This is a genomic window from Paenibacillus sp. FSL R10-2734, from assembly GCF_037963865.1.
Taxonomy (GTDB): Bacteria; Bacillota; Bacilli; order Paenibacillales; family Paenibacillaceae; genus Paenibacillus_AQ.
This window is the reverse complement of sequence record NZ_CP150170.1, coordinates 1,180,776-1,207,658: the sequence shown is the minus strand read 5'-3', so window position 1 is coordinate 1,207,658 and position 26,883 is coordinate 1,180,776. Positions and strand designations below refer to the sequence as shown.

19 protein-coding genes are annotated in these 26,883 nt (G+C 40.9%); 1 reads left to right on the top strand and 18 read right to left on the bottom strand.

The features are described from left to right. Nucleotide 1: 1 nt before the first annotated feature. From NSS67_RS05355 to rfbB, 13 genes are all read right to left on the bottom strand, one after another. Nucleotides 2-1,909, bottom strand: coding sequence for a PBP1A family penicillin-binding protein (locus NSS67_RS05355; protein WP_339318660.1), 1,908 nt, complete (start codon nt 1,907-1,909; stop codon nt 2-4). Then, nucleotides 1,906-2,511, bottom strand: a complete 606-nt coding sequence (locus NSS67_RS05350; protein WP_339318659.1) for a hypothetical protein — start codon at nt 2,509-2,511, stop codon at nt 1,906-1,908. Before NSS67_RS05350 ends, NSS67_RS05355 begins: the two co-directional genes overlap by 4 nt. Before the next feature lie 64 nt (nt 2,512-2,575). After that, the gene (locus tag NSS67_RS05345) at nt 2,576-3,688 is read right to left on the bottom strand and encodes a HAMP domain-containing sensor histidine kinase (protein WP_339318658.1); all 1,113 of its coding nucleotides are present in this window, start codon (nt 3,686-3,688) and stop codon (nt 2,576-2,578) included. A 19-nt stretch (nt 3,689-3,707) separates the two neighbouring features. Further along, on the bottom strand, nt 3,708-4,415 hold the full coding sequence (locus NSS67_RS05340) for a response regulator transcription factor (protein WP_339318657.1): 708 nt from the start codon (nt 4,413-4,415) through the stop codon (nt 3,708-3,710). A 200-nt stretch (nt 4,416-4,615) separates the two neighbouring features. Continuing rightward, entirely contained in the window at nt 4,616-6,628 is a 2,013-nt protein-coding gene (gene ligA / locus NSS67_RS05335; RefSeq protein ID WP_339318656.1) for an NAD-dependent DNA ligase LigA, read from the bottom strand. 262 nt (nt 6,629-6,890) lie between these two features. After that, nucleotides 6,891-9,230, bottom strand: coding sequence for a DNA helicase PcrA (gene pcrA, locus NSS67_RS05330; protein WP_339318655.1), 2,340 nt, complete (start codon nt 9,228-9,230; stop codon nt 6,891-6,893). Nucleotides 9,231-9,518: 288 nt separating this feature from the next. Next, the gene (locus NSS67_RS05325) at nt 9,519-10,238 is read right to left on the bottom strand and encodes a heptaprenylglyceryl phosphate synthase (RefSeq protein ID WP_339318654.1); all 720 of its coding nucleotides are present in this window, start codon (nt 10,236-10,238) and stop codon (nt 9,519-9,521) included. A 229-nt stretch (nt 10,239-10,467) separates the two neighbouring features. Continuing rightward, nucleotides 10,468-11,334 carry a phosphatidylinositol-specific phospholipase C/glycerophosphodiester phosphodiesterase family protein gene (locus tag NSS67_RS05320; protein ID WP_339318653.1) on the bottom strand — a complete coding sequence of 289 codons (867 nt, stop codon included), beginning with the start codon at nt 11,332-11,334 and terminating at the stop codon, nt 10,468-10,470. A 111-nt stretch (nt 11,335-11,445) separates the two neighbouring features. Then, complete coding sequence (locus tag NSS67_RS05315) at nt 11,446-12,852, bottom strand: undecaprenyl-phosphate glucose phosphotransferase (protein ID WP_339318652.1); 1,407 nt, start codon at nt 12,850-12,852, stop codon at nt 11,446-11,448. Then, nucleotides 12,849-13,802 (bottom strand): glycosyltransferase family 2 protein, encoded by a 954-nt coding sequence (locus NSS67_RS05310; RefSeq protein WP_339318651.1) that lies wholly within the window; start codon nt 13,800-13,802, stop codon nt 12,849-12,851. The genes NSS67_RS05315 and NSS67_RS05310 overlap by 4 nt, the downstream gene beginning before the upstream one ends. Before the next feature lie 103 nt (nt 13,803-13,905). Further along, nucleotides 13,906-14,928 carry a glycosyltransferase family 2 protein gene (locus NSS67_RS05305; RefSeq protein WP_339318650.1) on the bottom strand — a complete coding sequence of 341 codons (1,023 nt, stop codon included), beginning with the start codon at nt 14,926-14,928 and terminating at the stop codon, nt 13,906-13,908. A gap of 118 nt (nt 14,929-15,046) precedes the next feature. After that, nucleotides 15,047-15,910, bottom strand: a complete 864-nt coding sequence (rfbD, locus tag NSS67_RS05300) for a dTDP-4-dehydrorhamnose reductase (protein WP_339320507.1) — start codon at nt 15,908-15,910, stop codon at nt 15,047-15,049. 8 nt (nt 15,911-15,918) lie between these two features. Next, entirely contained in the window at nt 15,919-16,941 is a 1,023-nt protein-coding gene (gene rfbB / locus NSS67_RS05295; RefSeq protein ID WP_339318649.1) for a dTDP-glucose 4,6-dehydratase, read from the bottom strand. A 328-nt stretch (nt 16,942-17,269) separates the two neighbouring features. Between rfbB and NSS67_RS05290 the strand changes: the two genes are divergently transcribed. Further along, nucleotides 17,270-18,286 carry a glycosyltransferase family 2 protein gene (locus NSS67_RS05290; protein ID WP_339318648.1) on the top strand — a complete coding sequence of 339 codons (1,017 nt, stop codon included), beginning with the start codon at nt 17,270-17,272 and terminating at the stop codon, nt 18,284-18,286. A 101-nt stretch (nt 18,287-18,387) separates the two neighbouring features. Here the strand turns inward: NSS67_RS05290 and NSS67_RS05285 are convergent, their stop codons facing one another. The 5 genes from NSS67_RS05285 to NSS67_RS05265 all read right to left on the bottom strand — a co-directional run bounded on the left by NSS67_RS05285 (nt 18,388) and on the right by NSS67_RS05265 (nt 26,874). Next, complete coding sequence (locus NSS67_RS05285) at nt 18,388-19,284, bottom strand: glycosyltransferase family 2 protein (RefSeq protein WP_339318647.1); 897 nt, start codon at nt 19,282-19,284, stop codon at nt 18,388-18,390. Between the two features lie 109 nt (nt 19,285-19,393). After that, the gene (locus NSS67_RS05280; RefSeq protein ID WP_339318646.1) at nt 19,394-22,795 is read right to left on the bottom strand and encodes an acyltransferase family protein; all 3,402 of its coding nucleotides are present in this window, start codon (nt 22,793-22,795) and stop codon (nt 19,394-19,396) included. After that, on the bottom strand, nt 22,796-23,842 hold the full coding sequence (locus NSS67_RS05275; protein WP_339318645.1) for a glycosyltransferase: 1,047 nt from the start codon (nt 23,840-23,842) through the stop codon (nt 22,796-22,798). Then, a complete protein-coding gene (locus NSS67_RS05270; RefSeq protein ID WP_339318644.1) occupies nt 23,832-24,845 on the bottom strand; it encodes a glycosyltransferase family 2 protein in 1,014 nt (337 codons plus the stop codon). The genes NSS67_RS05275 and NSS67_RS05270 overlap by 11 nt, the downstream gene beginning before the upstream one ends. A 22-nt stretch (nt 24,846-24,867) precedes the next feature. Next, entirely contained in the window at nt 24,868-26,874 is a 2,007-nt protein-coding gene (locus NSS67_RS05265; protein ID WP_339318643.1) for a class I SAM-dependent methyltransferase, read from the bottom strand. Between the last annotated feature and the right edge of the window lie 9 nt (nt 26,875-26,883).

Below are 26,883 nucleotides of genomic sequence, written 5' to 3'. Positions count from 1 at the left end.
CTCAATAGCCATTTAAAGCCTTACTCATTACTGTAGAAAATAGAGCGGCAGCCTTCCCGCTGCCCTCAGTCATATAATTATCTTTATTAGTACGATCAAATCCCATCCACACCGCAGCTGTCCATTCCGAAGTATAACCAACAAACCACAGATCTCGATTGGCTTTTCTGCTCACGCCTGGCAGGTCCAATTGGGTTGTTCCGGTTTTCCCCGCTACGGGTCTGTTCATTTGCGCTTTTTTGCCTGTTCCTTCATTAACAACACTACGCAGCATAGTCGTCATTGCTTCTGCGGTTCGTTGCGATATTACCTGACGTGATTCAGAGGGATGTCTGTACACGACTTTCCCTTTGGAATCCATTATTGTGCGAACCATATGAGCCTCATTGAATTTTCCGCCATTGGCAAAGACGCCGTAGGCCTGTGTCATTTTAAGTGGAGATACTCCGTTATGAAGACCCCCAAGAGCTATCGATAAATGGTTGTCCTCCTCTGTCAGTACAATTCCTAATTTGGCTGCGAATTGTCGCGCAGAGGAGATTCCTACTTGCTTCAAAAGCCATACTGCAGGTGCATTCACGGACTTTTGCAGCGCTCTACTCATTGTGATTTGCCCTTGATACACGCCATTCAAATTCTCAGGTACATAGTTTCCATAAGCGTATTTGCGGTCAGACAGTATACTATTCGGGCTATACTTCCCACTCTCTAACGCGGGGCCATAATCAATGATAGGCTTGAAGCTGGAGCCTGGCTGCCGCGCATCAATTGTAGCTCTGTTCAAGCTTCCCTCGTTTTGTTCGCGCCCACCAATCATTGCAACCACTTCACCTGTACGATGATCCATTATGGTCATAGCTGCTTCTACCTGTTGATCTTTTCCGTCAGGCGGGAAAGTAGCCTCCTTAAGAAAAGCCTGCTCAAGCGCCTGCTGTGCTTTAATGTTCAACCCTGTAACGATAGTGTAGCCGCCCGTTCGAAGCTCCTCCACAGACTTCCCAGTGATCTGAGCCGCTTCCTTAAGAGATGCATCCGCATAATGCACTCCAATGACCTCTTGTTTATTCGTAGCAGGAGGCAGATATTCTTTATCCCTGGCTTCGATCATTTGTTCATCAGTGATTAGTCCTTGATCCAGCATGACCTGAAGTACGAGATTCCTTCTTGTTCTGGATAATGCGCTATTGTCTACCGGATTATAAATAGATGGGCCTTTAGGGATCCCCGCCAGGGTAGCTATTTGCCATATCTCGAGTTTTTTTAAATCAGATACGCCGAAGTAACGCTTTGCAGCTGCTTTTACTCCATATTGTCCTCGTCCCATATAAATCTCATTGAGGTAAAGCCCCAAAATTTCACGTTTAGATAGCTGCCGCTCCAATGCAAGAGCAATGGATGCTTCATTTAGCTTGCGTATTACATTCTTATTCCTATTCAAATAAAGATTACGAGCAAGCTGCTGAGTAATACTACTCCCACCCTCGGATAGATTCATGTCTACGACATTATTCAAAAAGGCACGAGAAATCCCTTTATAATCTAATCCCTGATGGGTATAGAAGCGGCGGTCCTCTACTGCTAAAAAGGTATCTATCAGTAATGCAGGCATCTCCTCCAGCTCCGCTGTATGTCTATACCCAGAGCCCGGTAAGGGGATCATCCGTAATACCGTCCCATCCGAAGCTTTAATGATGCTCGATTCCGGCAATTGAAGTTTATCCTCATGCTGTTTAATCACTAGTCCACCGTAATGAAATACATAAAACAAACCCACGAGCGCTATTATTATTGCGATGACACTTACATCAAATAATAAATACCCCAGACGGAGAATCCGGGTGCGCTTGGTCCATCTACTACCCTTGTCTGAATGGGCTACACTTTGTTTTTTTTCAGTAATGGTACTCATGATTCGATAATCAGGTTCTCTAGGAACCGCTCCATACTACGGGCTTCAGCATTCGCTGCTTCAAGCAGTATTTGTATTTGGACTTCCATCCCATTATCCGTATGATCAGCCGCTTCCACCTCACGGAGAGTGCGTAGAATTGCCCGAGTCCTTAACAATAAAGCAACCGTTGGCGAATCTTCCATCGTCTCCGGTGCTACTCCTCTATCTGGGACTTCTATTCTTTGTATTCGGTTCAGGTTAGCTGCGATTTGGCCTAATTCTCCTCCAGAGAGGACTTTGATTTCTTGGGCAGTCCCCTTGACTGCCAACTCTGAGGTCCCAACCAGTACCGTGTGCAGATCGTCGGCTATTTTCTGCGAACGGAGAATAAACAACCCACTGAAAATTAGAATAAATAGAACAATGGCGCAGGGGATTTTTCCAATATTGTTAATGATCCAGTGTATAAGACGGACAAAAAAGGCTCCCGATTGCCCCGAATAATGAGAATACAACAATGTGATAGCCCGTTGGATAACAAAAAGAAAGGCAGCACTCAAGAGAGCACTCCCTATGAAAATATATAGATAACTGATGCGAACTGTCTGAAGTCTATGCATTATAGTTCCCTCCTTGTGGTCACAAGGATATCTTCCAAATCTTAACAACCCGTAATGAGTTTTCTTAAGATTCTATGAAGATTGGGAAACAGGTAATGAAATCCGTTCGAAGAGGTGTGCTTTCCACATGAATAACGCCTTTGTGGCGTTCGATGATGCTTTTGGAAATGGCAAGACCAAGGCCTGAGCCTCCGGTATGCTGTGAACGGGACTTCTCTGCCCGATAGAATCGTTCAAAAATAAACGCGATATCACTCTCCGCAATCATCTCTCCAAAGTTGCTAATACGGACCACTGCTTCATTTTCTTTTTTACTGAAACCAATCTCCACTTTCCCGCCGCTTCTGCCGTAACGGATCGCGTTCGTAATCAAATTCTCATACGCACGAACTAATTCTTTAGGCGAAGCCTCTATCCACAACTCACCAGCTTGGTCCTCAATCGCATAGGTCATTTCAGCCTTTGTTAGTTCGGGAACCGACTCCTCGGCTAACTGCCGTATGAAGGCTTTTAAATCCAATCTCTGCAAAATAAGAGGGTACTCTCCACTATTTACACGTGTGTACTCAAAAAGATCGTCGATCAGTTTACGCAGCACAAGGGATTTGTTGTAGGCTATATTCACGTAATATCTTATTTCTGCTTCTTCCTGACATCGATCCTGTTCTATATATTCCAGGAAACCAAGGACAGAGGTAAGCGGGGTTCGTAAATCGTGTGAAACACCAGTGATCAGATCATTTTTCGAATTCACTGCTTTACGTTCTTCTTCCATAGAGTGCTGCAAACGCTCCGCCATTTCATTAATATTCTCAGCCAACACACCCAGCTCGTCCGATGTTCTGACCTCAATACGGTGTGACATCCCGGAGCTTGTGATTTCCCGAATCCCTTTGGTGATCTCCTCCAGATACAGCACTACTTTACGAGTATAGATAAAAAAGAATAGCAAAAAGCTGATAATACCAGCTGCGGTCAATAGTGGCATAGAGCCAATATTATTAATGACCCAGCGTAAGATACGTGAATAGGGAGCCGACTCTGAAGCTGGATTCAGATAGATCATGAAGTTAACGAGCTGGTAGCCTGCAAACAGTAGTACTCCACCTGAGAGCACACTAAGCAAAAAAGCGAATATAAACTTCCACCGGATCGTTGTTATATATTTGGAATTCAAGAAGCCTCACCTAATCCTTTCAGGAAGGTCCGTCTAATTTATAGCCAACACCCCAGACGGTTTGGATATAATGCGGGCGCTTCGAATCCATTTCTATTTTGTCACGGAGGTTACGAATATGTACCATCACTGTATTACCTCCATCTAGAAAAGGTTCGTTCCACACCTTATGGTAAATCTGCTCTAGGCTGAGCACTTGACCTTGGTGCCTCGCCAAAAGCTCTAGAATAGAGAATTCCCGCGGGGTCAGCTTAACCCTCTGCTGGTCTACATACACCTCATGCTTAGACGTATCTATAGTTAAATCTTCAAAGCTTAGTTTGCTGTCGTTCCCCAAGCTATTACTATCCTTATTAAATGCGTGATAACGACGCAGCTGTGATTTGACTCGTGCCACAATCTCCAAAGGATTAAAAGGCTTGCCCACGTAGTCATCCGCTCCGATACTAAGTCCGGAGATCTTGTCCATATCGGTATTTTTGGCAGACAGGATAATAATCGGCATCTTCCGCTCTTCACGGATCTTCATGCATGCTGCTAGTCCATCCATCTTAGGCATCATAACATCAAGAATAATTAGATCGACTTCTTCCTTCTGCAGACACTCCAGTGCTTCCACTCCATCATAGGCTTTAAGCAGTCGATAGCCCTCATTACTGAGATAAATCGATAAAAGCTCTACAATTTCCTTCTCATCATCTACTAACAATATAGTTTCTCTCTTCACAGGAGGGGTTTCCTTTCAAATATAGTAATAATATCTATTGCTTATATATTAGCAGATCAATCGAACGATTTTCCTCGAAAATAGAAACATGTTCTTAAAATCGAATGACAATAAGTAGGTTACGCAAAAAAGGGTCCCCGTTCCTCTCGTACTTAAACGAAATGGAACTGGAACCCTTTTAGGATCTCGTATAAATATGCTTACATCTCCAGCAGTCGAATTAGCTCATCCTCATCCTCAATCACCTGAATGCCTAGCTGCTGCGCCTTGGCCAGTTTACTGCCTGCTTTCTCGCCGGCAATAACCAAATCCGTCTTCTTGGATACACTTCCGGATACCTTCGCTCCGAGAGCTTCTAAGCGTTCAGCCGCTTCGTCACGCGTAAGCTTTTGTAATGAACCGGTCAGCACTACCGTTTTTCCACTAAAGAAGGAATCCGTGCTAACAGGACGTGGTGCCTCCGGAGCCTTCGCTTCAACCCCCAGAGCGCGCAACCGAGCAACGTTTGCCACTACAACAGGATCTGCAAAGAAGTTAACAATGCTCTCGGCAACAATTCCCCCAATGTCCGGTAACTCGGCGAGTTCCTCCGCTTTAGCCTGCATCACAGCATCCAGATCGCGGAAATGATCAGCCAGCATCTTGGTGGTCGCTTTGCCTGTATTAGGAATACCTAACGCAAAGAGGAATGAAGCGAGATCGCGCCCTTTGCTATCCTCTAACGCTTGCAGCAAATTCTGTGCTTTTTTCTCACCAAAACGATTCAGCTGCACAAGCTGCTCAAAGGACAATTCATACAGATCCGCAGAGTCATGTATATTAAGCTCGTCGTATAGCTGACCTGCCGTCTTCTCACTAAACGACTCGATATCCATCGCATCACGCGAAGCGAAATGGGTGATCCGACTAATAATTTGCGGTCTACAATTCAGCTTATTGTTGCAGAAAAGATGCGCACCGCGCATTTCTAACAGGTATCCGCAAGCTGGGCAATCCTCAGGGAAAATGATCTCTCCACCGTCATTCTCTTCGGTCACTTTACCGAGAATCTCAGGGATAACATCATTAGAACGCCGAATAAACACCCGTGATCCTAATGCGAATTTCAAGTTTTTGCGCTCGATATCGCCCACATTATTTAATGTGCAGTTCTGCACAGTAACTCCAGCAAGCTCTACCGCCTCAACACGAGCCAGCGGAGTTACTTTACCTGTACGCCCTACATTCCAGCTAACGGACTCCAAAACGGTCGTTGTTTCTTCTGCTTCGAATTTATAAGCTACTGCCCAGCGTGGAAACTTATCCGTGTAACCAAGCACTTCACGGATACGGAAATCCGTAACCTTAATCACGGCTCCATCTATGAGGTAATCAAGACCAGCACGACTCTCCTCGATTCCAGCAAGCTGCTCAGTTACATCATCAAAATCATTACAGTAGGTCAGATAAGGATTCACTTTGAATCTGTTATTCCGTAGAAATTCCATCATCTCTTGATGATCGTCGAACGCTACACCTTCTGCAAAGCCAACATTATAGAAATATGCATTCAAACGACGTTCTGCAGTGGTCTTCGGATTTAGATTGCGCAGTGCACCTGCTGCTGCATTACGCGCATTCTTAAGTGGCTCTGCAGCCTGCGTATTATAATCCGCCAGCACAGACAGATTCATAATCCCTTCACCCTGCACCTCAATGACTCCTTCTTTAAAAGGAATCGTTAATGGAACGGATTTGATGGTCTTCACCTGTGCAAGTATTCCTTCACCCACTACACCATTGCCCCGCGTCGATGCTTGTTCAAGAACACCATTCCGATAGGTCAGATTTAGCGTCAAGCCATCGAACTTCAGTTCTACTGCATAACAAGGATCGGGTAGAGGATTGTCTGGGTTCTTAAGATTGTACTCATTCACTAAGCGAAGTACCCGCGTATTCCAGCTCCGCAGTTGTTCAATATTTTGTGCTTTATCCAGACTCCAAAGCGGAGCTAGATGCCGATGCGGCGTAAAGCCCTTAAGCAGTTCTCCTCCTACACGTTGTGTAGGAGAGTCCGGTAGCACGAAGCCACTCTCGGTCTCCAGCGCTACAAGCTTGTCGTACAAAACATCGTATTCCTTATCGCTGACTAGCGGTGCATCCAGCGTGTAGTAGTGGTAATTATAGTGATTTAATTCTGCAACAAGCTCTTCCATCACATGCATAGCATCCATGCAGGTACATCCCTCCGTCAATAAGTGTCCTTCGGTTAGCGTGGGCTAAATATCCGTTCGTTAATCGTTCCCTACTAGAGGTTGTTCAAAAAGTCCGCTTTTGATCACGAAGAATTGCAAGAAGATTATTCGACATCGAATATTGAATTCAGGCGAAACTTCCGGTGCTCACAAAAGCTTCCACTACGCTCCGCTCCTCAGTTTCTACCTTCATCCAATCTTCTCGGTGCTGAAAACCGTACTTTTTGAACTCGCACTACTGTTATTCCACTCTGGTAATCGGTGCAAACCCAGCAAGCAGTCGTTTCACACCCACTGGTGCTGGAAAAGCAATCTGTAGCTCTGTGTCATTCCCGGTGCCCTTAACGGCCACAACGGTGCCAGTGCCCCACTTGCCGTGGGAAACCTTATCGCCCGCCTTGTATTCGCCAGCCGCTGCAGCCCCTGCTCCAGGAGCACGCTGTGCGCCTCCTGAGGTTATGGTCACGCTGCTCTTGCTTGTCGCCGCTGACGCTGTGCTTCCGACGCCAGCCGGCGTAGCTCCGGTGGCTCCGCCTCGGCCGCCGAAGTTCCCACGGCCACCGCCGCTAAAGCCGCGTCCGCCGTAAGCACCGCCTACCTCCGCGCCTCCGCGCTGGAAGCGGTCCTGATTCTTAGCGGTATCTTCCTTCAACTCCTCCGGAATCTCCTCCAAGAAGCGGGACGGTGCATTCGCCGTTGTCCGCCCAAAGAGCGTACGCATCCGCGCGCAGGAGAGAAACAGTTGTTTCTCAGCGCGGGTGATTCCTACATACGCAAGCCGGCGTTCCTCTTCGAGCTCATCGTTGTCTTGGAAGGCACGGCTGTGCGGGAACACGCCTTCTTCCATCCCGACAATAAATACCGTTGGGAACTCCAGTCCTTTTGCACTGTGCATCGTCATCAGGACTACAGCGTCACTACGATCCTCTTCATCATCATTCACACTATCAATATCTGCGATAAGTGCAAGATCCGTGAGGAAGGAGACGAGCGACTTGTCCTCGTTATTCTTTTCAAACTCCATCGTCACCGACAGAAATTCATCGATGTTCTCTAACCGTGAGCGTGATTCGAGTGTGTTCTCATTTTGCAGCTCCAAACGGTACTGCGACATCTCCAGTATTTTTTCCGTCAGCTCGGTTACGGACAAGAATTCCACCATACGGTGCAGAGCTTCAATCATATCGTAGAACTCTACTAGCATATTCCGTGTCCGGCCAGCAAAGCCCAAATCATCTACAGTTTGCAGTACGCGGAAAATAGAAACACCACGTTCACCGGCCGCAGCTGCCAGCTTGCCAACCGTTGTATCGCCCAATCCCCGCTTAGGAACATTAATAATACGTGTCAGACTGATATCATCATCAGGGTTAGACAGTAAACGTAGGTACGCAAGAAGGTCCTTGATTTCTTTTCGATCATAGAACTTAATCCCGCCAACGATTTGATACGGAATATCTGATTTAATCAGAATTTCCTCGATTACCCGTGACTGGGCATTCGTACGATACAGTATCGCGTGATTCTGATAGGCTTGACCTTGTTTCACGTTCTTACTGATTTCTCCGGTTACAAAGTAACCTTCATCATGCTCGGAATCTGCTCGGTACACCTTAATCTTGGCGCCTTCTTCGGAGTCGGTCCACAGCTTCTTCGGCTTCCGTCCACTATTGAGCGCGATCACGCCATTGGCTGCATTCAGGATATTAGCGGTCGAACGATAGTTCTGCTCTAGAAGAATCGTCTTCGCTTCTGGATAATCCTCTTCAAAATTAAGAATGTTCGTAATATCCGCTCCGCGCCAGCGATAAATCGACTGGTCACTATCCCCTACCACGCAAATCCGGTGGTGGCTGTCAGCCAGCATACGGCACAACATGTACTGCGCTCTGTTCGTATCCTGATACTCATCCACGTGGATGTATTTGAATTTCTTTTGGTAGAAATCAAGAACCTCAGGAACTTCCTTAAACAATTCGATCGTCTTCATAATCAAATCATCAAAGTCGAGCGAGTTATTGCTTCTCAAACGCCTTTGATACATCTTATATACCTTAGCAATAAGGCCTTCGAAATAATCGCCGACCTTCTGCTCATACTGCGTTGGAGTGATCAGTTCATTTTTGGATGCGCTGATTACGGCTTGCACAGCCTTTGGCTCGAATTTCTTCGTATCAATATTCAGTTCCTTCATACAATTACGGATTACAGACAACTGGTCTGTAGAGTCCAGAATCGAGAAGTTGGAGGTAAAACCAATCCGCTCGATATCCTTCCTCAAAATCCGTACACACATGGAGTGAAAGGTGGATACCCAAATATCTCTTCCCTCAGGTCCGACGAGCTTAGATACACGTTCCTGCATTTCCCGTGCGGCTTTATTCGTAAACGTAATCGCCAAAATCGCCCAAGGCGGCGCCTTTCGATTGGCAATCAGCCAGGCAATTCGGTGAGTAAGCACTCTCGTCTTTCCACTGCCCGCACCCGCCATAATCAAAAGAGGGCCTTCGGTTGTTTCGACAGCCTGCCTTTGTGGAGGATTCAATCGGCTGACTGCATCTTGTATGCTAATAAGTTGCATGTGTAACATGCTCCTTTCTAAATGTAAAATCACAAATCATAAGTAGTCCTAAAACTAAAATTAGTGTTTGATCGTTCGAGAACAAGCCGCTACGGGTTCGGAGGGTTCTTACGATCGCTGTTAAAGCCCAATTTCTTGATTCAATAAAAAGATTATCGGTTGAAATAGGTCTTTAAAGGCGACCACTGGCGTTTCTCCAGAATCCCCCCGACCCTCCGCTCTATTCGTACGTCTAGCCTATCTCTAATTTTTAGAGTAAACAATCTTAAGTAGTCCTGGAAATAACCACTAATCAAATTTCTCTTGTACTGTCTTCTTCACAGCCTCAACCGTTAGTAACGCCTGCTGTACATCACTATAAATAATATTGCCGACCACTACTGTATCACACAGAGCGGCTGCTTGCTCGGCCTCCGCCTCACAAGTAATGCCCCCACCATAAAAAAGCTGGGCTTGCTCCACCATTTCGCGCACTGTTCGTACTGTCTCCATATCCCCGAACATCCCGCTATACTCTAGATATACTATTGGCAGTGACATCAGCTTGTCCGCAACCTGGGCATAAGCAGCCGCCTCTTCAGCATCAATGGCCGTCTCAGCCCCTGTAATCCGAGCAACCGAAGAGTCACTATTCAACACAATATAGCCTTCTGTTAGTAGAAAATCCCATGGAATCATAAATCCATAGCGTTCAATAGCTCGGCGATGATGGCCTACAATCCAAGCTGGATCCGGAGTATTGAGCACCATTGGAATCATATAAAGATCAAATCCGGGCACAGCAGCTTCAAGTTCGGATACCTCGAGTGCACAGGGTAACTCAAAACGTCTTACTCTCGATAAGAGATCCACTGTATTCTCATAGGTCACTCCTGTGGAGCCCCCTATCAGTATGGCATCCGTGCCCGATAAGCAAACGGCCTCCAAATCCTCATCAGAAATCGTCCGATCCGGGTCCAGCTTAAACACATGCCGCCAAGGTTTGATCATTTGCTGCACTGATTTCATGAGAATCATCCTTAATAGTCATTTGGGCAAGACAAAGACACTCCTGCCGCCGCAAAAGATATAGATCTAGTCTATGCCAGCACAGCAGGTGTGTCAATTTAAAGCGAACAAAAATGCGAACATTTTTTCGTATATAAATTTGGGGCCCCCCCGCAAAGTACCTGAATACGCATCTATGGAAAGCACCACTTTGTGGGGATATATTAGTGGTAATGAGTGGTCAAAGATTTCAACGTAAACCTCTCATGTTATTCAAATCATCCTCAGGTACAAAATCGGTATAGAATCCGTCCACACCCATGCGGTAGAGCTTCCGAATTTCATCTTCTTCATTCACTGTATGAACATATACACGAGCTCCAGCCTTTTTCAGCTTTTTAACAAAGTCCTTAGTCGCTCGGCTAGCTGGCATTGTGATATCTACTCCAGTTTTTTTCACAAAATCAACGACTTGTTCATCCGTATCCTGAGATTGGTAAAGCGTATAGAGCACTTCTGAAAAAGAGTGTACCTTATTAATCTCATCGAGCATGGTCTGATTATATATTTGTGGAACAATCCGATCCAATAATGCTGGATCTCGCCGCTGCGCAGCTTCAGTCAACAATGTAAATTGTTTATTTATAAGTTCAGGTTTATTTTCTTTCGTATCCGTAACAATATAAGCATCTGGATAATGCTGCATCAGATCAAGCAACTTCTCGACATCGATCGGGGAGTATATATCCAGGATTGGACTATCCATGAATTCCTTATAATCTAGAGCTACACCTTGTTTATTAGCAGGAAGAACATCCAACTGACCTAAAAGCTTACTCATATTCTCTGACCACTCATGCCGACCCACTAGCTGGTTATCTGTCGTTAACAACAAATCAACTTCAAATAGGCGAGTTCCCTGTGCATAGTTAGCAACAAATGCCTCAAGGGCATTGGTGTACGTATAGCCGTTAATGCCGCCCATGGCATGTGCAACGACCTTATGAGATTCAAAGCCGCTTGCAGGCTGCTCATCTTCCTTACTAAAAGTGATTACAAGTAGCATTACAAGTGCCCCAATTACGATTACGGTTGCAACAATCTTTTTCTTATCCATAGGTGAGAGTTTCCTTTGCGAAGTTTAGATTAGAAAAACAATACCCCGCTCTACCATAGGTAGAAACGGGGATCCAATTAAAGTTTTAGCAAATCTGAATAAGTGCAGGAATCAATAAGCATTTTTGTTGACGAAGCCGTTGCGAATCGTTTTGAAAATAATACGAATATCAAACAGTAAGGACCAGTTCTCGATGTAGAAAATATCGTGTTTGATCCGCTCCTCGATGGAAGTGTCACCGCGGAGTCCATTGCTCTGTGCCCAACCTGTGATTCCAGGGCGTACATGGTGTTTTACCATATACTTTGGAATTTCATCACGGAACTGTTCCACATAATAAGGGCGTTCTGGCCGAGGACCAACAACACTCATATGTCCCATCAGTACATTAAAGAATTGCGGAAGCTCATCCAGACTTGTCTTACGGATGAAGGTTCCAAATCGAGTTCTGCGAGGATCTTCAGGTGTGCTCCAGCCTGTATCCTCTTCGCCGTCCTGCTGCATCTTCATGGAACGGAACTTATACATCATAAAATTACGGCGGTTCAATCCCACACGTTCCTGCCGGAATATAATCGGTCCCGGAGAGGTCAGTCGTACACCAAGAGCCACGATAAGCATTACAGGAGATATCATAATAATTGCGAATAAGGAGAACACAATATCAAACAATCGTTTTGCCATCTTATTACCCGTCATATCCAGTGGAATATCACGAACATTGATCATTGGCATACCTGCAAAATTATCAAAGTAAGGGCGTGCTGGTAAGTAGTCGAAAAAGTCAGGGATAATCAATGTGCGTACGCCTGCTTTTTCACAAGCCGCAATAATTGAAGGATACTTCGAATGCGCATCGAGTGGCAGCGCCAATATAACCTCGTCCACAGGCAGCATCTCTAGCATACCGGATAACTGATCAACCGTTCCTAGGATAGGTTTATATCGCTGTTCCTCAATGGTATCCCAAGTATGATAGTCATCCAGGAAACCAATCGCTTCATATCCGAGCTCGGGGTATTGCTCCAAATTGTTGTAGAATCTTTTGCCTAGTGTACCTGCGCCGATGATAAGCACGAACTGACGATTGTGACCTTTTTCTCGTAAAGATTTAAGCATCTTCTTCAGTACATAACGGTACAGCATAATAGAAAGAACATTAAATCCCATATAAAGAGCTAGATATGTCCGAGAGATATTTATTTCTTTTACGAAGAACATCAAACCAAGCAGGATAAAAATACCCATAATATGCACTTGGAAAATCTTGATAAATTCATCGACAAAACGTTTCTTACGCTTAGGCAAATACAGCGACAGCAGTATACCGATTAGGACAGCCACTCCGCCATAAATCAAACTCCAATAAGCGTATGACTCTACAGGCAACGGGTTCTCATACGTCATCCATCCGCTTCTAAACTTTAGCCACCAGGCTACTAAGAAGGACAGCTGGATGACAAGAAAGTCAGCCACCATGTAGAGCTGTGTCAAAAATTTCTGATTCCGCCGAATCATGAACTCACCTCAGTATTTTTATCGTTACGACTACCTGCTTCACTGGCAGTATTAAGACTTTGAGCAGGTGATGGGACAGTCTTAGGAGAGATTAAGGCATTCCGTAAAAGCGAAAGTGCGAACTTCACACCTACCCCAGCATAGACCGTTCCATTTATCATACTGTTGTACTTCTTACTATAATGCTTACGATGAAATAAAATCATTGCTCGGTGGAATTCGTATACGATTTTGAAAGGCCTGCGTCTGGCACTGCCGCCTTTAAGATGCACGATAGAAGTCTTCGGATAATAATAAATCCCCCATCCAGCCTCTTTAATACGATAACACCAATCTAAATCCTCACCGTACATAAAAAATTCCTCATCCAATCCACCTACCTGATCAATCGTCTCCCGCCGCAATAGCATAAACGCACCAACCAAACAATCTATCGGGTAATCAAGATCAGGGTCCAAATAGCCTAACTGGTAACCATTAAACCTCGGACGATCCCGAAACAGCTTACTAAATCCAAAAGCATAATAGAAGGAAGCCGAAGGTGTAGGAAATCCCCGCTTGCAAGCTTTATCTAGCGAACCATCCGGCAAAATAATCTTACAGCCTGACGCCCCCACATCGGGCCGACCATCCATAAAGGAGATCATTGTCTCCAGCGTATCCTTACGTACTACCGTATCTGAATTGAGCAGAAGCACATACCGTCCGGATGAAGCCTCCATTCCCTGATTGTTCGCACGGGCAAAACCGACATTGTCGTTATTTGCGATCAAGATCACACCTGGAAACTCTCTACTAATCATCTCTACCGAATCATCATGGGAATTGTTGTCTATCAAAATAATCTCATAGGAAAAGTTCGTTTCTGAGTCATATACCGACCTGAGACAATCCATCGTCAGGCGACACGTGTTGTAATTAACAATAAGTATGCTTACATCTACATTCACTGCGTAACGCTCCTGACAAATATAGTAATCTACCGACAATTATTATAACATAAAACCTCCCTGAGAGGAGGTGACGTTTCAGGGAGGTTTTTCCATATTCGGTTTAGATTTTGTGTTTCTTTCTCTCTTTTATGGTGGCCTGTATATACTTCCGCTTCCTTTTTAATGCAGGGAGCTGAGTAAAAAAGGATTTCCATGCCACGATTAGCTGCGGCTCTCTAAGAAGCATATAGCCGTGTGCGGCAAGCTCATAGGGAAGAGAAATTAAAATGGTCTTCAACATCGTTCGAGCCGGTTCATTCTTATATATCATTTTATAACGGTTAATGTAAGATATTCGTCGGATGAACATCGCTTTGGTGCTGCGGCCAGACGTTTTCCAGCCACGTTCATGATATCCGATCGCCTCAGCATCATAATAGGCTTGCCAGCCGAAGAGTTGCCCGCGCCAGGCGACGTCTACGTCTTCCTTATACGCGAAAAAATCCGCATCGAAAAATTCACCATCAACACTTATGTCGTCGATCATCCGCCGAGAATACATCGCCGCCGCTCCAGATACGCCGAATACAGAACCTGACTGTGTCCATTGGTCCGCTGGCTCGCCTGCTCCACGATCAAAAGCACGCCGTGCTCTGTTCATCAAGAGACCTGTGCTATCTACCAGCCCATGATCGGCCTTAAGCAAAAGCTTGCCTGTGGCGCTGCCGATCTGTGGATTGTCCTCTATCTGTGCAACGAGTCTAGAGACATAGTCTGGGGCCAGCGTTAGGTCAGGGTTAAGGACGAGCACGTAATCTGTATTCGTGGCGAATATCGCTTGATTGTGGGCTGGGGCGAAGCCTGTGTTCTTTTGGTTTTGGATGAGAACTAGGTCAGTGGGTAAATCCTCGTGCTTCGACACGTTTGACTCCTCAGTATTCTCAAGAGAATGAGTTGGTGAAGCTTTAGGGATTGTGCTATAGAAAATGTTTACTTTTTCAGCACAACCATCAGAAGACGCATTGTCTACAACGACAATTTTTTCAATAGGATAATCCTGTGCCTTTACTGCCTGCAAGCAATCTATGATATCATCCGCACTATTGTAGGTGACGATATGTACACTAACTGTTTTGTTGTTCATGGGTACCCTCGACTTCGTATATTTCTTGTTAACTACTTACTCTCTTCTTATTATAGCGAAAGAATACAAAAAACTCCCGTATCGTTATAAACGAAATGGGAGTTCCATTACTGTTATTCTATTCTTTTAGCTCCAGAAGGAAGTCTCTTAGCCCCTCACGCCAAGGCCGAATATCCTTAAATCCATTCGTCCGAATCGACAAATGCTCCATCACCGAATTACGAGGACGTGGTGCAGGGCGTGGGAACTGTTCTGTAGCACACGGCTCAAGCTTAGCAGTGAACTTCAAGCCCAAAATATCCTCAGCCTCTGCAAAAATCGCCTGAGTAAATTCAAACCAAGTACAAGAGTCGCTATTTGACGCATGGTATACACCATACTTCTCAGTTTGGATAAGCTCAAGCAAGAATCGAGCTAAATCGACTGTATAGGTTGGTGAACCCTTTTGGTCATCTACAACTTGAAGCATCGGCTTTTCTTGACCAAGCTTCAGCATTGTTTTGACGAAGTTATTTCCGTATTTGCCGTACACCCATGATGTCCGTACGATGAAATATTTAGAGGAAAGGGATTGTACTAGAATCTCTCCAGCCCGCTTAGACTTCCCATAGATGCTCTGTGGATCGGTATTATCATATTCGTGGTAGGGTTTCGTGCCCATCCCGTCAAAAACATAATCCGTACTAATGTACACCAACTTAGCTCCGGCTTTTTCAGTAGCTAGCGCTACGTTCCGACTGCCAGTAGCATTAATTAAATACGCTGCATCGATGTCACTTTCCGCCGCATCTACTGCCGTATGCGCAGCACAATGAATGACAGCATCCGGTCCAAACTCACCAATAACCTGGATACATTGATCCAGATCGGTGATATCCATCTCTTGACGGTCGCAGCCCATCACTTGGTGACCTTGATGCTGGAGTAGTAAAACAACGTCTTGGCCCAGTTGTCCGGCCGCACCTGTAACAAGCACCTTCAGTTGAGCCATTATAGAGAATCTCCCAAACGATCGCCATACTGTAGTTCAGCATACTTCTGGTATTCCCCAGATTGAATGCGGGTCCACCACTCACGGTTATTGAGATACCATTGGATGGTTTCTTTAATACCTGTTTCAAATGTGTGTTTTGGCTTCCAGCCTAGCTCGCTCATAATCTTGGTAGGATCAATACCATAGCGGCGATCATGACCCGGACGGTCTTGAACATAAGTAATCAAAGAATCCGGTTTGCCTAGTTCCTGCAATACCGTGTTTACAATATGCACATTCGTACGCTCATTATTGCCACCTATGTTGTAGACTTCACCGTTTACTCCCTCGTGAATAACCAGATCAATCGCGCTGCAGTGATCCTCAACATACAACCAGTCACGGATATTCATTCCATCCCCATAAACAGGCAACGCTTGATCCGCAAGTGCGCGTGAGATCATGAGTGGAATAAGTTTTTCAGGGAATTGATACGGTCCATAATTGTTAGAGCAGCGGGTAATGTTCACTGGCAATCCAAACGTCTCATGGTATGCACGTACAAGCAGGTCGCCACCCGCTTTGCTGGCCGAATAAGGACTGTTCGGAGTCAAAGGAGTTTCTTCAGTAAACAACCCAGTTGCTCCAAGTGATCCGTATACCTCATCCGTAGATACCTGAACGAATTTAGTGACACTGTATTTTTTCGCCGCATCCAAAAGCACTTGTGTTCCAAGCACGTTCGTCTTCACAAACACTTCCGGCTCCAAAATACTCCGATCCACGTGAGACTCAGCCGCGAAATTCACCACTACGTCAATACCTTGGCTTATCAGCGCATCCATCGCTGCTACATCGGTAATGTCTGCCTTTACGAACTTGTGGTTCGGATGATTTTCAATTGACTTCAAATTCTCCAGGTTGCCTGCATACGTCAACGCATCTACGTTAACGATTTGATAATCAGGATGTTGTTGCAGCATGTATAATACAAAGTTGCTGCCGATGAAGCCGGCTCCGCCGGTGATGAGGAGTTTCATGTGTATTCCACCTTTTATTCTATTGAAAACATTATTTCATACTTGCAAATTACTACAATACTTAGTATCTGCCTTAGGCTAAATTAATACCGTCATATACAGATAGCCAGTTCACTACGACGAATCACTTCATAATATGCTGCTGGCATTCTAGAGGAAAAGGTATTAGTCTAAATTGCTCAGTTATTGATTTACTAATAATATTATTAATCTAAATTTATATCAACAACTCTTCCTAAATCTTGGATTGTCAAATCAGTTTATCAAGAATACTTTTAATGTTAAAATAAACTTACATTCATAAATAATCTAAAGGGGCGATTTTGATTTGGGTATTAGTGATACAAAGATACCAGCTTTAACATTAGTCATTCCATGTTTCAACGAAGAAGCAGTTTTACCTGAGACTATTAAACAACTTACTATTATTTTTGACGATCTAATCAGTAAAAGTAAAATTTCTATTAACAGTATGATTTTGTTGGTTGATGATGGGAGCAGAGATAGCACTTGGAGTATTATTAATGAACATAATACGACTAATCCTTATGTGCATGGAATGAAGCTTGCTAAAAATGCTGGACATCAAAATGCATTATTAGCAGGTTTAATTTTCGCAAAGGATTTTTCAGACTGTATAGTTTCCATTGATTCTGATCTTCAAGATGATATTCATGTTATATACGAATTTCTTGAAAAGTATCAAGAGGGATATGACGTTGTTTATGGAGTTAGACGAGGACGCTCAACCGATACTTTCTTTAAGCGTAATTCTGCTCTTGCATTCTATAAACTAATGCATTCTATGGGAGTTAATGTCGTATTTAATCATGCTGACTATCGTTTGATGAGCAAGAGAGCTGTTGAGCATCTTTCTACATTTAAGGAAGTTAACTTGTTTCTAAGAGGAATTATACCATTGATTGGTTTCAAATCTACAGAAGTATATTATGATCGAAATGAACGTTTTGCAGGAGAATCAAAATATCCATTAAAAAAGATGTTAGCCTTTGCTTTCGATGGAATAACCTCCTTTAGTGTGACTCCAATTCGTATGATTTCTGCTATAGGAATACTAATGTCTTTATTCAGTATATTAGTCGCTCTTTATTCTATTATTAGCAAATTAACAGAACAAACTGCTTCAGGTTGGTCATCATTAATGCTGTCGATCTGGTTCATTGGCGGACTACAATTGTTGGCTATGGGATTAATCGGAGAATACATTGGAAAAATATATAAGGAAGTTAAAGTCCGTCCGAGGTATATCATTGAAACTGTTACTATACCTGAAGTAGAGGCAAATAATAACCAAACTGCAGTTCTAGCTTCAGCAAGCTACTAAATAATAAAGCTCCGCAGTAAGACAACACAAAGGATCAAGTTCGAGAGACGCTGACACGCCTTGAATTTGATCCTTTGTGTTAGAAATAGTAAACGCAAATTCTAGATATAGTCTATTAAAATAAGAATTTTAAGTAGTTGATTCTCTAGAAAAGATTGTCGATATAGCTTTGATCTTTGAAGAAACAGATACTTGTCTTTTAATGAGCCTCGATCTTGAATAAATAGCTTCAATTGTTCGAGCTTCTCAATATCTAACGCATCCCCGTAGTGCTTGTAAAACTCCATTGCTTGTTTCTTCAATAGTTTATCTCCAGAATGCTTACGGAAGCTCTGCCACTTACTACACAATTTGTGATATAACGTACTATGACCTCCAACAACATTACTACTATGCTGCCTATAATAAATAGATGGCCTTTCGTCATAGTATAACCTGCCAAATGCAGATACGCATAGATAAGCCCACCAGTCATGCATTTGAAGATTATCTGTATCTATCATTTTTGAAGCGATCAAATCCCTCGCTGTTTTATTCATAACCACTGTTGCTCCTACAGCAATATTTTCTACTAAAGCATTGTAGAAATGTAGCGTCTTGTATGGAGGAGTTGGCCAAACCTTGATCGGATTTAGCATGTGATTAGTTAGCATCGTTGATGAGAAATACAATCCCGCAGTATCGCAGGATTGTAAAAGTTTAATTGCTCTTTCAATCTTGTCATCCATCCAAATATCATCTTGATCACAAAAACAGCAGTATGCTGCATCGGATTGATCTGCTTGAATTAATTCATAGAAGCTTTGCTTAACCCCTACATTACTACCTTGTATCAAATAAATCTTGTCAGAATACATACTCATATATTTCTGAATGATGGTCACTGTATCATCGCTTGAACCATCGTCACGAATAAGAATAGTTATATTAGGATACGTTTGTCGTAAAATACTCTGAAGCTGCTCTTCAATATAGGTCTCTCCATTGTATGTCGACATGAGAACTTGAATTTTTTCCATTTTTCCACCTGCGTATTAAGGATATCAGAAGCTTCTACATCATAGGTTACATAGGGCCATGTAAAAATTCTAAATACCGCACATTTTACTATTCAGCTTTAATAGAGGTTATTAAAACAGAAAGCTCTCTTGTATCCTTATTGATGTTCAAATCAGCCGGTATCATTGTTTTTCCTGCTTCTAGAGTAACCTTAATACTCTTATCTACAGGAACTTTAACATTGAAGGTAAATTCCCCTTTTCTTACTGTTTGTCTTCCCATTTCAACACCGTCGACAAGAATAGCTATTTCGTTAGAATCTATATAATCAGTCATATACCCTTTAACGATAAGCGAACCTGCTTGTCCAGTTAATAATCGTACACTAGCTTCCTTACTCATCCATGTGCCGCTTCCATTACTCTCAGGAGCATACCAACCCAATTTATCTGTACCTGTAGCCAATGTATTTCCTTCTTTTTGTCCATGTAAATCATAACTTTCATAGTGGCCAGTGACTAAACGAATACTATTCAAATAAAATTTCTGACCTTTGAGTGCAAATATCATAGATCCAGGTAGTTGATCACTAGTAAACGCATCTTGACTTCTAACACTGATCTGATATTCACCATTCATAAACGTAGTGCCTTGATCATTTAGGCTGATCTCCCCTATACCATTATCTTTTACCTTACCTTCAATAATATGCTGTCGCTGTTTACCACTATATATCACCAAAGCATCATCACTTAAGTAATCATTATGCTGGTTAGTAACGTCAATCTTGCCAAATACGAGATAACGTTCTTGACTTGAATCAAGCTCAATATCCTTTAAATAGTATACTGGATTATGGACACTAGAATCAGGTAATTCTTTGGTGAAGTGAACGTTTTTTCCTATTCGTATTTTGGTGTATTCATCCCAAAACGAATCATGAATAGCTAGGCTCATTTCAGATTTAAATATTGAAGGAGCATAGATCACCGCACCATCTTGAATATTGCGGAAGCTATCACTATTAATAAATGAATTAATAAAGGATAGTCTCTGTTTCAAATAATTCTGATGTTTGGTAATTGTATCGCTCTGAAAATTACTAAGAATACACATCATAGCAATAAAAGCAGCGCCTAGAAAGATAACCAACTTTTGTTTTTTCTCAGAACCAACTCTCTGTAGCAACTTAATTACCAATAAACAAAAGAACAGAATACATGCAAATAGTGAAAAATAAGAGGCATTTAAAGTAATAAATGAACTATTCTTCACTGCTTCCTGATAGAGCGGAGTCACTGCCAATATTGTACTTGGGATAAAAATGTATACCGCAGCAATCCCTATATATATAATCATTCTATTTGAGAATACAACTCTTCTGGATTCTTGTAATAATTTATAGAAGATATAGAATGCCAGAAGACCTAGAATGACATTTTGAACTGTGAACACCTGTGCAATGATATTAAGGTATTTACTTTGAAATTGTTGATCACCATATAAATCAAAATATATATACCGATATTTAGAGATTAATAATAATGCGCCTGGAAGAGCGCTAAGTCCTATCACTACTATCGCTCTTAAACAATCAACAATGGAGAAGCTAGCGAGATCTACCTTTGCACCCTCGTATCCAGAACCGAAGAGTTTTCTCCAAATCAGATAGATTACAATATAAGCCGCTGTAGAAATAATAATAGGTAGTACTTTATAAATGGATTTTTTCAATCCCTTGATTCGACTCATTGCTATTAATAAATATAGTGGCGCAAATATAATAAACAACTCATACGTAAAGAGACATAATATATATCCCAATATACTCAAAACAATGAATTTCGTTTGTTTATTCTCAATATATAGGTAGAAATATCTTAATGATAAGAACAATGCGGTAATACTTACCCCATAGAATGTGATATAAGCATTAGGAATAGCTGGTTCCCATGAAAAAGTAAGACTTACGAAAAATAAGAAGCATAACATCCAGCTTAAAACAGTATTATTCCAGATCTTATTGCATAATAAAATGAAAGAATAGATGTTAGAAACAAGTATCAATAAACAAATGATGCGGAATACATAAACATTCTTAATTGTAAAGATTATTAGGGCCACTAAGTTGCCCAGAAAATAGGCTCTACCTTGGCTTAGACTAACATTAGCAATATATTCATAAATTGAGCCCAGTCCTTTTTGAGAACTTATTAGAATCAGTAGCTCATCATTCACATTGATCCATGGCCGCATAAAGTACACGATCTTATATCCAATAATAATGAACATGAATATAAATAAGATCGGTCTTTGCTTAATATAAGGTATCACAGCTGATAATTGATTGGAACAATACAGCTTTAATCTTACACATAAATCAAGAAGCGGTTTGAATATATAATCTAATACGGAAGATATACGGTTGAAGGGTTTCGTCTTCACGCCAAGTATTAATGCCGCGCAAACATCGTTTTTCTGTAATATGAAATTTATTATCCAGCAGAAGGCAATTGTAAATATAAACAGCACTAGCTGATAATTCGCATTCTGGCTAGGAATTAGCTGTTGCACCTGGGAGCGATCAACGATATTAAGCAGATACAAAATCCCGAAGAAAACTCTAAAAGCGAGAAAATGCATAAATGCAATCGCTAGCGTTATTTCGCCCAATTTTATAAAAATCCATTTAAGTATTCTAATATTCCTCAAAAGATAACTTATAGCAATAGTAGCGGTTATGCCAATAAAAGCGGAAATCACATTAATTATAGGGTTGCCGAAGCTTCTACTAGGGTAGTCTGTCCCTCCCCAATATATATTAGCAAAATAATATAAAGGGTATATAAGTATTACGAGTATACAAGCAAGAATATCAATATTGAACTTAATCTTTGACATAAAACCACTCTCAGATAATAAACGCCCACACATGAAATAAAACTGAGCGATCAGAACCAGATCAAATAATGTTTTTGGAAATCTGATATTATGTCTTACAAACCAGTATCCTACAACAAATAACAAGATTGATGTAGCAGCTATCGCCAATTTTTTTCCACGGAAAATATCATGAACTAATTTAAGCAATACTGAAGCTAAAAATAAAACAATGAAGAACCACGATACACCTGCTAAATCTGAGGTGATATTAAGAGCAAATAGATTGTAGATACTATGGAGAAAATCACTCGCGTTCATCGGTTCACTATAAAATACCAAACCAAATCCCAGCAAATTCATTACCCAACGAAATAAAAAGAAAAGAATATTGATACAATACACCGGAACAATCAATCTCAAGAATCTTTCTTTCGTGAATGTAAAAAAGCTTTGTTTATTTAACTTAGCTGTATATCCCGATATAAAAAAGAAGGCAGGCATATGGAACAAATAAATATATTTAACAAGAAACCCATTTTCGTGGCCGAGGACAACCATCATTATGATAAGGCCCTTAAAAATATCAACCCAATCAACTCTTTTATTAACATTCAAATCAACACTCACTTATTTATGCCCCTTCTTAACCATTTGTGAATTTATTTGTTCGGCTAAATTAACGAGCCCAAAAAAGATGGAAGTAACTAAATACAGCTTTTTTTTCAAGAGTCTGGTACTTAATCTTTTGAAAATTCGATTCTTATACGTATCTGTCATTCCATTATCCATCACATATCTGTTTTGGAAAAAATCAATAAAATATCCATCAACTTTCTTCATATATTCCTTGATCATCGAATATCTCTTAAGAAAGCTCTGCTGCCTAATGGGATAAAGAACAAGCCCTAATATTTGATGGATATATAGAGAACCTTTGATCTGCTCTTGTATATGAAGCGGAAAGTCAGCAGCACGCTCAATAGCAATATTAGTTGTTTCAATAATGACAAAACGCTTATTATTAAATGTTGAGTTCTGAATGGACCCCGGGCGTTGAACATATTTATACATTGGCTTTTTTACGATTACACAATGATTCGCGCGACCTAATATAATAGGTGTAACTGCTACGTCTTCATTATTAAGCCCGGTAGGATAGTCCAAACCTTCAAATAAACTTCTGTGAATAATTTTATTCCAGGATGCTGCCATCAATGGTGTATCGAGAATTTGAAAGAATGTACTTCCGCGATTAGGATTATAACAACAGCTAATCAGATTCGTTCCTTCTACTTCATACTCGCAATTGATATCGCATATCCCCAATTGGGATCCCGTTTGTTGCATTTCACCTAGGATCTCTCTATACATATCCGGCTCTATGTAGTCATCTGAATCCAAAAATATAATATATTCTCCGGTTGCATGACTAAGACCATAGTTTTTAGCATCAGATAATCCACCATTACCCTTGTGAAAATAACGTATAATCTCAGGGTATTTCTCACAATAACTCAATGCAATTACTTCAGATTGATCAGGGGACCCATCATTAATAATAAGTATTTCGGAATGCTCAGGGATTGCTGCTAGCACTGAGTCTAAACAGCGGTTTAGATACTTCTCGGTATTATATACAGGAACAATAACCGATAATTTTTTATTATAGTCCAAATCTAACTCTCTCCCTTTCTCTTCTTTCGAGCACTCTTTGCTTAACAACCTCTTCTATCGGGTAATTATTTAGTGCGTAATCTTGAACACGGCAGATTTCATTAAATTCCAAATCCTTATGAATACTAAGAGTTACACTCTTCTCCTGCATTCTATGATAGTTTAGTGATTCATCCAGATATGCTACCCTTCCGAGTTCAAACATTCTCATATATGCATACCAATCTCCTGCTAATCTATAATTCTTTGATACTTCCAATATTTCATGATAATCTCCATTTTTAAATACTGCACTGGAAGCATTAGCTATTGTATTGTTAATACACAGTGTTGAAGTAATTTCGTCGATCCCATCCGCAATATAGCTTTTATCCCATTTTCCAGTTTTATAAATATCAATCCATGGGCGCAAGTCTTTCATTAACACTTGATTATATTCATTCATAGTTAAGGACTCACAATACGAAATCACAACCTCTTCGTCCTCAAAGCCTCCCATTACACTTTCAAGAAATCTAGGATGGCAACTATCGTCGGCCTCTGCAATCCATACATATTCCCCTGAAGCGTGTTCAAACCCATACTGCCATTGGGCAAATACATTTCCGCTGTTTTTTTCATTTATAATGAATCGAACATTCGAAGGATTGCCCAATTTTTCCAAATGCGCTTCGATAACCTCCACACTATTATCTTTGGAGCAATCGTCGACAATAATTAGCTCGTGAATCGGATATGTTTGAAGTAATACCGAGTCGATTCGTTCAACTATAAATTCAGCATAATTGTAATTAGGGATAATTACTGAAACTCGTTTGATCTTCTTATTTATTTGAGATAACTTATATGAATTACTGTATATATCAATAATCCCTTCCCCAGTATAATCACGAAAAAAATTACGTTTAACAAAGTAACTCATTCTTTTTTTCGCCTTATAAGGAACAGGTAACAAACTATAAATTCGCTTTGCTATCTTTCTAATCCCTTGTTTAATGTTCAAAATCATTACCCCTTAAATTTAACTATTTTTTAAAATAGCTCTTCCAAGCTTTTCGTACTAATATATAATTTTGTTGCGTTTCATTTTTATATAACTCTAGCTCCTTATTACTTTCTTTTATCAATGACATTTCAATACTATGTTCACTAATGATTGCATTAAGTCGAGCTATTTCACTTTCATAATCACTACATATCTCTTTTATACGAGAATCATTCATGCCTTGAATCTCTTGCACACGAGAATTATTCACGTTTTGAAGTCTATCAATTTCCTTCTCATAGTCTTCAACAATTGATTTTATTTGATTATTTTTATTATTCAACTCATTTGAATTTTCCTCATGTATTCGTTTTATTTCACTTTCATAATCATTACATATTTTATTTATTTGATCGGAATGTGACTCTTCAATGCAATTACTATCATTAAACTGACTTCGAGTCTCAAGATATTCTACTATATGCTTATCAAGAATTCGGTTCATTATTCTTTCATCTAAATCCTTAAAATGATTAATTTTATATTCATCTATATTGTATCTTGAGAGAAGTTCATTCATGGAGATAATCGTTTCAATAAAACTATTAAAACGATATAAATTAGTTATTGCTCTATACAAAATAAAATCTGTTGGTATAACTTCAAATTTCCACTCTTGATCGAAAAAACAAAAAAACTCTTCTTTTATGAAGCAATTCGAAAAAATTAAATCAATATAGCCCTCCATGTAAAAATAACTATTGTCATCAGCTTTTTTTGTTGAACACGACACGAGCATATTCCAAAATTGATCAATCACTTCAATAGCTCTTTCTTTTTTTCTGTTTTTAAACAAATCAAGAATTCTATCTTCAACAGTTTCATAAGGCATAAAATCACTAACTATTCGGTTATTAATCATAGCTTCTTTGATCATTGGCATTCCCAATTTAGTAAGTTGAAAATTATTATCCTTGATTCCCTCTAAATGCTTCAACGCCTTTTCATCACAAAATTTCTCTACTTTCTTATTGTCTACTATTCTTGTATGCACTCTCAAATGTTCAAATCTATCGTTGTTAAAAGTAACAAAAGAAATTTTTGAATCTATATTATAGTTAAAAGTCGCTTCAACAAAAAAAGAATTCGCCATCATAGGGAACGAATTGTTATCAATAACAGCATCAATGGCACTATGTTCACTCAAATGAAGATTTTCAATTCCAGCATAAAAAGGTCTGTATCTCTTCGAATTCTTAATAGTGGGCAAATAATCATCTGAGAATATAACCTGTGGAAGTTTATAATCTGGTAACGGATAATAAAATTGATTGCTCTTAAACCCCGAAGAAACTAATAACGTTTCAAGTTCATTTCGCCCAAATGTTCTTACCCCCTTTGAAGAAGGATATCCAGAGATCCCATCATATTGTATATTAGTGTGATCCTCTTCAGCACCACACCAATATTTAAGTCCCAATCTATTTTCGATAGCTATTAAAAGCTTACCATCAGGAGCAAGAAACCTACTGATTTTCTTCAAGAATTCGTTATAAGGTTGTTCTTCATGAGTAAATGACTCAGCATATTCCAACACACCAATTAAAGTAATATAATCGTATTTATAGGGTAGTTCAATATCGTTTAAATTCCCCACAATTATTTCTAAATTGTCTCTATTACAATTTCTAATTGCAATAGCCTCTGCTCTTCGTTTAGATAATTCTATCGCTGTTACATGACTAGCATTATCACAAAGTGTACCTGTAATAGCCCCCATTCCTGCGCCGATCTCTAATATCCTAGCCCCTTGTTTAAAGGGGTACCAATTGACAATATTTTTTCTAATATGAGATAAATGATAAATAATCGGCCAGCGTGTATCCTTCTCGAAAATATTATCCAATTTCGCATCGTCACCTTGTGACTCTTTTAGATAATTAATAATTTCATCTTCAATATCTCCGTCACTATAATTGTCTTTTCCATTATAATATTTTAGATTCAATAGATTAGTATAATTCTGAAACTCATCTTTAGCACTCATAATACTCAC